Genomic DNA, 9,080 nt, shown 5'->3' on the forward strand with positions numbered 1-9,080 from the left:
TCAGCGTCGGGACCTAGAGCCCGTGGTCTCTGAAGAGCTTCTCGTCCGGATCGACGAGGGATTCCTCGATCAACCACCGGTTGGTCTGCAGCGCCTGCAGGTTCTTGGAGACCACGGTGTCCCGGGTCTTCGCGACGCCGCCTGCGAGGAGTCCTATCTGGGCTTTGAACTCGGCCGCGTGACGAGGTTTCTCGGTGTCTGGCAGTGCCAGAAACAGCTCGAGCGTCCGAGGCAGATGTCTCTTGATGGTGCGGTTCACCGCGTCGTGATGCTCAGGGTAACGGGCCAGTGAGTCCCAGCGGTCCACGATGTCCTCGAGACCGACCACCATCATTCTCAGCTGTCCCTGCGTGGAAGGAGGCAGCTGAGCCGACCGACTGCGCACAGTCTGATCGATGGAGGCGAGTTCGGACCTCAGACGATCCTGGTCTTGGTTCAGCTGCTCGGACCGGCGCAGCCGTGACTGCTCCCTGCCCGCCAAGATCCCGTAGGTGCCGGCAGCCGCGGCGCCGCCGACCACGGCCCCGGCCAGCAACGCCCAAAGGTTGGGAAGCATGACCAGCAGCATCAGTCCGAAGCCGAGGAGGAAAGCGAGGAGGGTCAGGCCAAGGCGCGCCTGCGACGAGCCCGGGTTGTTCTGCGCCCGGCCGGAAAGTTCAGCGCCGATGGTGACCTCCTGCGGATTCTGCTGACTGTTCATACAGGATATCTCGCGGGGGTGGACAGTCTCTGGACGCGGCGAGGGATCCTCCGGCATTTGGCCTGGTAGAGACAGAGTATTTTCTCGGGCGATCAACACCCCGGCGGCGGTGTCTACCGGCAGTGGACTCAGACGTTGTCGGGGGTGCAGGTGAGGACGTACCTGTCCCGGCCTGGTCTGTGTGTCCCCTCCCACCCCGCGCAGCGGTATATCCGATATCGGGAAGGTAGAACAGTCCGTAGCAGGTCTCACAGAAGCGCCAGTCCGGCTGCTGAGCCGGACGTGCCTGGACGTAGTTCCCCGACCCGGTCGACCGCAAAGCCGATGGCCCCAGGGGCGGGCTTGTTCTCATCAGACATGGTGTCACTTCCGCATCGCGAAGTCTCAAGGACTTCCTCACCTCGGCGAGGTTGCACCAGGTTCCTCCTCGCCGGATTTCCCCGTCAAGGGTCGCCGAAGTAGCTGGGATCGTCCGCGGATCGCCTGCTCTGCACGGTGAGCCGGACGGCGGCGGAGGCGCCTAGGAACGCTCCCCCAGGAGTCGGCAGCGGGACGTGCCTGACCCAGAGTCCCGGAGCGTCGTGCTCATCTGTGAGCACGGCGTCATCGGTGGGGTCGTAGTCGCGCAGCGGTGAATCGATCACCGAGGCCCAGGTTGCCCACACGCGGGGGTGAGACTCTTCCTCGGTGGGTGCCTCGATGTCGACCACCAGCACGTCGTCGAGGTCTGCGGACGCCTCGAGGTGGTCGCCGAAGCTGAAGATGCCATGCGTTTCCCGCAGAGAGAGGACCCTCAGCTGGAGCATGTAGCGCATCTTCGCACCGCCGGGGCGGCTCTCCCGGGAGGAGAGAAAAGTCGTGACCAACGGGGTGGGCCGGTCGGCGGTGTCGGTCCCGCGGGGCCACTCCAGCTGGATCGGGCACTGGTGTGCAGCCAGCTGCTCGTGCATGACAATGGGAAGCCCGCGCACCGAGAGCCGAGTCTCGGCCTGCCAGGTCACCTCAGCATCGGGTTCCCCGGGCAGACGGTAATTGACCAGATCCGCGGTGACCTGAAGGTCCCCGAAGAGGAATCGTTTGAGGTTCTGGTAGCCCTCCTCGGAGTTGACCAGGCCATATCGGCCCGAATGGCTGCGGTGGACGAAGGCAAAGTTGGTGAGCGAACATAGGCAGACTCGATCTGCACCAATCCATCACTCTTGGGGCCCACCGCTTGGGCAGGCAGTCCCAGCGCGACGTCGTAGTCGGCCGAGTTGGTGCCCACCAGGCAGAACACTCGCTCTGCGGGGAATGCCTGTGCTGGGATCTGATTGGCCCTCCACCCTGAGGGCGGTCGCTCGGCGCGCTCGGCCTCTGGGGTCAGATAGGCATACATCTCACGCGGCCCGAAGATGCTGCCGCCATGGATGTTCAACGTGTCTCGCATCTTCTCCAAGAGCCCGAACCCGAGTGTGAAGTGAATTCCACCATGCGGGGTCCCATAGGTGAAGAGCCGATCCACATGGTTCAGACCGTGGTCGCCGCGATCGGGCAGCACCTTCTGGAGCAGACACCGGCAGATGAGGCCACCCATGGAATGGGCGATGAGATGCACGCGAGGAGCTCCGGTGCGATCCTTGATCAGCAGGATGAAGTCCAACAGCGATACCGCCGCCGATGACAGATCGAAGGGTCGAAGGGTGTCAGGGCCCTCCCCATCTTCCTCGGGGTCGCCGTTGCGCGCATGCGTCGTCAAACTGGGTGCGGAGATGTCGTAGAACCGATGCACCCATATCGATGCCGGAGGCACAGAACCCGGCGCGGCATTCTCCAGGTAGCGCTCCTGACTGCCATGCACGAGCAGCGAATAGCCGCTCTCGGCCGAGCCGCTGCCCAACAGGTCTTCAGTCATCAGACGCAACAGCGGGCTCTCGAACTGGTAGAAGCTAGGACGCCCCGAGGACCCCACCCGAACATGGACGGACCCTTCATTGAACCCATAGAACGGGTCCTCCACGGCCCGCTCGATTCCGGTCTCACCTCCGGCGAAACCGCGTACATAGACCAGCGGCAACTTCTCCATGACGCCTCCGCCCCGCACTGAATGCCTCGGTCTTTCAGTGTCCGTCCGCCCACGACGCTCGGTCAATGAACGCCGGTCCGACACATGCAGGTCAACTCCGGCTGCCAAGGAAGCGCCGATCGAGGCGAAGCTTGTACTGGATGACAGTGCGCGGTGTGTGTGAACGGCATGGTCGATGTGTGTCCCCGGTCTGCGGGGGCTAGCGCCTGAATCTCTACAGTCTGTGGCTGGACCCCGGGAGGACCAACGTCAGAAGCTGATCGAGCTCAGGGCCCGCTACGACTCGGCTATCCCCTTCCCTCCCCATGGCGATGATCCGCCGGCCAACGGGGAGTACGCCTCCTCGTCTGCAGAGGCATCGGAAAGATGGGTCGCTGACACGCGGCGAAAGTACCCCGAGCACGCAAAAGAGGGCCGTCGAACTACATCTCTGCAATCCAGCGGCCCTCTATGCCTACGGTCGGGGTGACAGGATTTGAACCTGCGACCTCGTCGTCCCGAACGACGCGCGCTACCAAGCTGCGCCACACCCCGTGAATCTGCGAGCGGAACCGTTTCCGATCCCCACGCGCAGAGATTCATCCTATCCAAGAACACCCACGACGGCCAAAACGGCGACTGTGTCTGGGTATAGGTGAAGCCCGGTCCCACGAACGGGGACCGGGCTTCAACCCTTAAATTGTGTCCGGCGGCGACCTACTCTCCCACACACTCCAGTGTGCAGTACCATCGGCGCAGTGGGCCTTAGCTTCCGGGTTCGGGATGGGACCGGGCGTTTCCCCCACGCTATGACCGCCGTAACTCTAGAACAACACCCTTCCCACACCACCACACACACCAAAACAACAGGTGACCCATGGCGGGGTACTACGGTGTCGTAAACCTAAACTCACAACAACACTCTTCACTTATACACACCCCACACCATCACACCAATACAAGTGCACAAGTAGGGGCGTGTTCTTACCTGACCCACACCACCCACACCCCCAAAAAAGGGGCGCACGAGTGACACGGGGTTGTTGGCAGAGAACCGCCTAGTGGACGCGAACACGCAGTGTTCAATCAAAACTTCACCGAGCACACAAAATGATGTGTGGTGTAAGTGATCGGCTTATTAGTACCAGTCAGCTTCACGCATTACTGCGCTTCCACATCTGGCCTATCAACCCAGTAGTCTAGCTGGGAGCCTTCACACCTTAAAGGTGACGGAGATCTTATCTTGAAGCCGGCTTCCCACTTAGATGCTTTCAGCGGTTATCCATCCCGAACGTAGCTAATCAGCGGTGCACTTGGCAGTACAACTGACACACCAGAGGTTCGTCCGTCCCGGTCCTCTCGTACTAAGGACAGACCTTCTCAAATCTCCTGCGCGCGCAGCGGATAGGGACCGAACTGTCTCACGACGTTCTAAACCCAGCTCGCGTACCGCTTTAATGGGCGAACAGCCCAACCCTTGGGACCAACTCCAGCCCCAGGATGCGACGAGCCGACATCGAGGTGCCAAACCATGCCGTCGATATGGACTCTTGGGCAGGATCAGCCTGTTATCCCCGAGGTACCTTTTATCCGTTGAGCGACGGCCCTTCCACACGGTGCCGCCGGATCACTAGTCCCAACTTTCGTTCCTGCTCGAGCTGCCGCTCTCACAGTCAAGCTCCCTTGTGCACTTACACTCGACACCTGATTGCCAACCAGGCTGAGGGAACCTTTGGGCGCCTCCGTTACTCTTTAGGAGGCAACCGCCCCAGTTAAACTACCCACCAGGCACTGTCCCTGGACCCGATCAGGGCCCGAAGTTAGATGCCTAACAACACCAGAGTGGTATTTCAACGATGACTCCACAACCACTAGCGTGGCCGCTTCACAGTCTCCCACCTATCCTACACAAGTGATGTCAAACACCAATACCAAGCTATAGTAAAGGTCTCGGGGTCTTTCCGTCCTGCTGCGCGTAACGAGCATCTTTACTCGTAGTGCAATTTCGCCGAGTCCACGGTTGAGACAGCGGGGAAGTCGTTACTCCATTCGTGCAGGTCGGAACTTACCCGACAAGGAATTTCGCTACCTTAGGATGGTTATAGTTACCACCGCCGTTTACTGGGGCTTAAATTCAGAGCTTCGCCACAAGTGGCTAACCCTTCCTCTTAACCTTCCAGCACCGGGCAGGAGTCAGTCCGTATACATCGTCTTACGACTTCGCACGGACCTGTGTTTTTAGTAAACAGTCGCTTCCCCCTGGTCTCTGCGACCACCACCAGCTCACCAAAGCAAGCCTGGATCACCAGGGTGGTCCCCCTTCTCCCGAAGTTACGGGGGTATTTTGCCGAGTTCCTTAACCGTGGTTCTCTCGATCGCCTTAGTATTCTCTACCTGACCACCTGTGTCGGTTATGGGTACGGGCGGTACAAGCCCTCGCGTCGATGCTTTTCTTGGCAGCATAGGATCACTGAATCCCCCACCAAAGTGGGGGCCCATCAAGTCTCACCCATATAACAAGTCCCGGATTTACCTAGGACTCGGGCTACATTCTTAGACCCAGACAACCATCGCTGGGCTCAGCTACCTTCCTGCGTCACACCTGTTAATACGCTTGGCTCCCCGGTTCAGGTCCTGCGCTCCTCGTACACGTCAGTTCCCCGAAGGGAACCGCTCTAGCACGATTCGGGCAGTTAGTATCACCAGATCACCATGGGCGGTCTTATACCGGTACGGGAATATCAACCCGTTGTCCATCGACTACGCCTGTCGGCCTCGCCTTAGGTCCCGACTAACCCAGGGCAGATTAGCTTGACCCTGGAACCCTTAGTCATTCGGCGGACACGTTTCTCACGTGTCTTTCGCTACTCATGCCTGCATTCTCACTCGAACACACTCCACAGACGAGCTTACGCTGCTGCTTCACCGCAGTGTTCGACGCTCCCCTACCCATCCAGTCCACAAGGGACTAAATGCCACAGTTTCGGTGGTGTGCTTGAGCCCCGCTACATTGTCGGCGCGGAATCACTTGACCAGTGAGCTATTACGCACTCTTTCAAGGATGGCTGCTTCTAAGCCAACCTCCTGGTTGTCTAAGCAACTCCACATCCTTTCCCACTTAGCACACGCTTAGGGACCTTAACTGGTGGTCTGGGCTGTTTCCCTCTCGACCATGAAGCTTATCCCCCACAGTCTCACTGCTGCGCTCTCACTTGACCGGCATTCGGAGTTTAGCTGACGTCAGTAACCTTGTAGGGCCCATCGGCCATCCAGTAGCTCTACCTCCGGCAAGAAACACGCAACGCTGCACCTAAATGCATTTCGGGGAGAACCAGCTATCACGGAGTTTGATTGGCCTTTCACCCCTACCCACAGCTCATCCCCCCAGTTTTCAACCTAGGTGGGTTCGGTCCTCCACGCGCTCTTACACGCGCTTCAACCTGGCCATGGGTAGATCACTCCGCTTCGGGTCTAGACCCAGCGACTCAAACGCCCTATTCAGACTCGCTTTCGCTACGGCTTCCCCACACGGGTTAACCTCGCCACTGAGCACTAACTCGCAGGCTCATTCTTCAAAAGGCACGCCATCACACCCCAAATGGATGCTTTGACGGATTGTAGGCACATGGTTTCAGGTACTATTTCACTCCCCTCCCGGGGTACTTTTCACCATTCCCTCACGGTACTGATTCACTATCGGTTAGTAGGTAGTATTTAGGCTTACCAGGTGGTCCTGGCTGATTCACACAAGATTCCTCGAGCCTCGTGCTACTCGGGATACACTCACAGGCCGGCGGAACGCATTACGACTACGGGACTCACACCCTCTACGGCGAAGGACTCAACCTTCTTCGTCTATACGCCCGCACCTCAACCCAGAGGACTGGTAGATCCTCCACGAAATGTCCCACAACCCCGATCACGCAACCCCTACCAGGTATCACACGCAACCGGTTTAGCCCCATCCGCTTTCGCTCGCCACTACTCACAGAATCACTACATTGTTTTCTCTTCCTGTCGGTACTGAGATGTTTCACTTCCCGACGTTCCCTCCAACCGGTCTATACATTCAACCGGTGGTCACACACCATCACAGCATGCGGGGTTTCCCCATTCGGAAATCCTGGTATCAACGCTCGGTTATCAACTCCACCAGGCTTATCGCAGATTCCCACGTCCTTCATCGGCTCCTACTACCAAGGCATTCACCATGCGCCCTAAAACACTTACGACCGCCATCACAGTAGCTGCGATGACACTCAAAATTAAGCGCTCGACTAAAAATTGACACAAAAAACACTGACCACACCAACGGTGTGACCAGCATGATTCGAGTATTTTGTTCAAAAGAACAAAGATGCTCGCGTCCACTATGCAGTTCCCAAACAACAACCCCCACCACCATCACCAACCCGCTCACACGGGCTGGCTACCTGAAGCCGAGGGCCAGATCATGAAACAACCATTGTTGTCTCAGGACCCAACAGTGTGCCAAGCACCACGAACTTTAGACACCAGAAACTCTTTCCGACCCGTGAACCCTCACACAAGTGTGAGAGACAGGCGTACCGGAGAAACCAGTGCCAAGCATCGTGATGACGATTCGTTGATATTCCACCCTTGAGCAAACCACCAGTCACACGAACGGCGACATGAAGTGGCGGACCCGACTCGGGTCCAGCTCCTTAGAAAGGAGGTGATCCAGCCGCACCTTCCGGTACGGCTACCTTGTTACGACTTAGTCCCAATCGCGAGTCCCACCTTCGACGGCTCCCCCCACAAGGGTTAGGCCACCGGCTTCGGGTGTTACCCACTTTCGTGACTTGACGGGCGGTGTGTACAAGGCCCGGGAACGTATTCACCGCAGCGTTGCTGATCTGCGATTACTAGCGACTCCAACTTCACGAAGTCGAGTTGCAGACTTCGATCCGAACTGAGACCGGCTTTTAGGGATTAGCTCCACCTCACAGTATCGCAACCCATTGTACCGGCCATTGTAGCATGCGTGAAGCCCAAGACATAAGGGGCATGATGATTTGACGTCGTCCCCACCTTCCTCCGAGTTGACCCCGGCAGTCTCCCATGAGTCCCCACCATGACGTGCTGGCAACATAGGATAGGGGTTGCGCTCGTTGCGGGACTTAACCCAACATCTCACGACACGAGCTGACGACAACCATGCACCACCTGTGAACCGACCCCGAAGGGAAACTGCATCTCTGCAGCGGTCCGGTCCATGTCAAGCCTTGGTAAGGTTCTTCGCGTTGCATCGAATTAATCCGCATGCTCCGCCGCTTGTGCGGGCCCCCGTCAATTCCTTTGAGTTTTAGCCTTGCGGCCGTACTCCCCAGGCGGGGCACTTAATGCGTTAGCTACGGCGCGGAAAACGTGGAATGTCCCCCACACCTAGTGCCCAACGTTTACGGCATGGACTACCAGGGTATCTAATCCTGTTCGCTCCCCATGCTTTCGCTCCTCAGCGTCAGTAACAGCCCAGAGACCTGCCTTCGCCATCGGTGTTCCTCCTGATATCTGCGCATTTCACCGCTACACCAGGAATTCCAGTCTCCCCTACTGCACTCTAGTCTGCCCGTACCCACTGCACACCCGGGGTTGAGCCCCGGGCTTTCACAGCAGACGTGACAAACCGCCTACGAGCTCTTTACGCCCAATAATTCCGGATAACGCTCGCGCCCTACGTATTACCGCGGCTGCTGGCACGTAGTTAGCCGGCGCTTCTTCTGCAGGTACCGTCACTTGCGCTTCTTCCCTGCTGAAAGCGGTTTACAACCCGAAGGCCGTCATCCCGCACGCGGCGTCGCTGCATCAGGCTTTCGCCCATTGTGCAATATTCCCCACTGCTGCCTCCCGTAGGAGTCTGGGCCGTGTCTCAGTCCCAGTGTGGCCGGTCACCCTCTCAGGCCGGCTACCCGTCATCGCCTTGGTGAGCCTTTACCTCACCAACAAGCTGATAGGCCGCGAGTCCATCCAAAACCGATAAATCTTTCCACCAGCACCCCATGCGAGGACTGGTCGTATCCGGTATTAGACCCAGTTTCCCGGGCTTATCCCAGAGTTAAGGGAAGGTTACTCACGTGATACTCACCCGTTCGCCACTAATCCAACCGTGCAAGCACGGTCTTCATCGTTCGACTTGCATGTGTTAAGCACGCCGCCAGCGTTCATCCTGAGCCAGGATCAAACTCTCCATTAAAAATTAATAAGAGATCAGCATCCACAATCAACAACGAGAAGAACCAGACCTTGCCAGAAAAACAAGGTCCTCACGATTCCACCATCATTGATCACAGACACCGGAATGAATCCTTGGCTAAATTT

3 protein-coding genes, 1 tRNA gene and 3 rRNA genes are annotated in these 9,080 nt (G+C 58.1%); all 7 read right to left on the reverse strand.

What is annotated here, in order from left to right:
• Window positions 1-13: 13 nt before the first annotated feature.
• A complete protein-coding gene (locus IY716_RS13560; RefSeq protein ID WP_218222165.1) occupies window positions 14-700 on the reverse strand; it encodes a hypothetical protein in 687 nt (228 codons plus the stop codon).
• Between the two features lie 443 nt (window positions 701-1,143).
• The gene (locus IY716_RS13875; RefSeq protein ID WP_255316776.1) at window positions 1,144-1,701 is read right to left on the reverse strand and encodes a hypothetical protein; all 558 of its coding nucleotides are present in this window, start codon (window positions 1,699-1,701) and stop codon (window positions 1,144-1,146) included.
• Window positions 1,698-2,762 carry an alpha/beta fold hydrolase gene (locus IY716_RS13565; RefSeq protein WP_255316777.1) on the reverse strand — a complete coding sequence of 355 codons (1,065 nt, stop codon included), beginning with the start codon at window positions 2,760-2,762 and terminating at the stop codon, window positions 1,698-1,700. The genes IY716_RS13875 and IY716_RS13565 overlap by 4 nt, the downstream gene beginning before the upstream one ends.
• Before the next feature lie 460 nt (window positions 2,763-3,222).
• Window positions 3,223-3,296: transfer RNA gene (locus IY716_RS13570), tRNA-Pro, on the reverse strand.
• A gap of 149 nt (window positions 3,297-3,445) precedes the next feature.
• A 5S ribosomal RNA gene (rrf, locus tag IY716_RS13575) occupies window positions 3,446-3,562 on the reverse strand.
• Window positions 3,563-3,859: 297 nt separating this feature from the next.
• Window positions 3,860-6,973, reverse strand: a 23S ribosomal RNA gene (locus IY716_RS13580).
• A 457-nt stretch (window positions 6,974-7,430) separates the two neighbouring features.
• Window positions 7,431-8,955 (reverse strand): 16S ribosomal RNA (locus IY716_RS13585).
• The 16S, 23S and 5S rRNA genes sit together here with 1 tRNA gene alongside, the layout of an rRNA operon.
• Between the last annotated feature and the right edge of the window lie 125 nt (window positions 8,956-9,080).

Source organism: Nesterenkonia sp. Act20 (genome assembly GCF_019173455.1).
In the GTDB taxonomy this organism is placed as follows: domain Bacteria; phylum Actinomycetota; class Actinomycetes; order Actinomycetales; family Micrococcaceae; genus Nesterenkonia.

Bases quoted from the DNA above. Each gene is read 5' to 3' on its own strand.
- IY716_RS13560 (WP_218222165.1), bottom strand. From the start codon at position 700: ATGAACAGTCAGCAGAATCCGCAGGAGGTCACCATCGGCGCTGAACTT.
- IY716_RS13565 (WP_255316777.1), bottom strand. From the start codon at position 2,762: ATGGAGAAGTTGCCGCTGGTCTATGTACGCGGTTTCGCCGGAGGTGAG.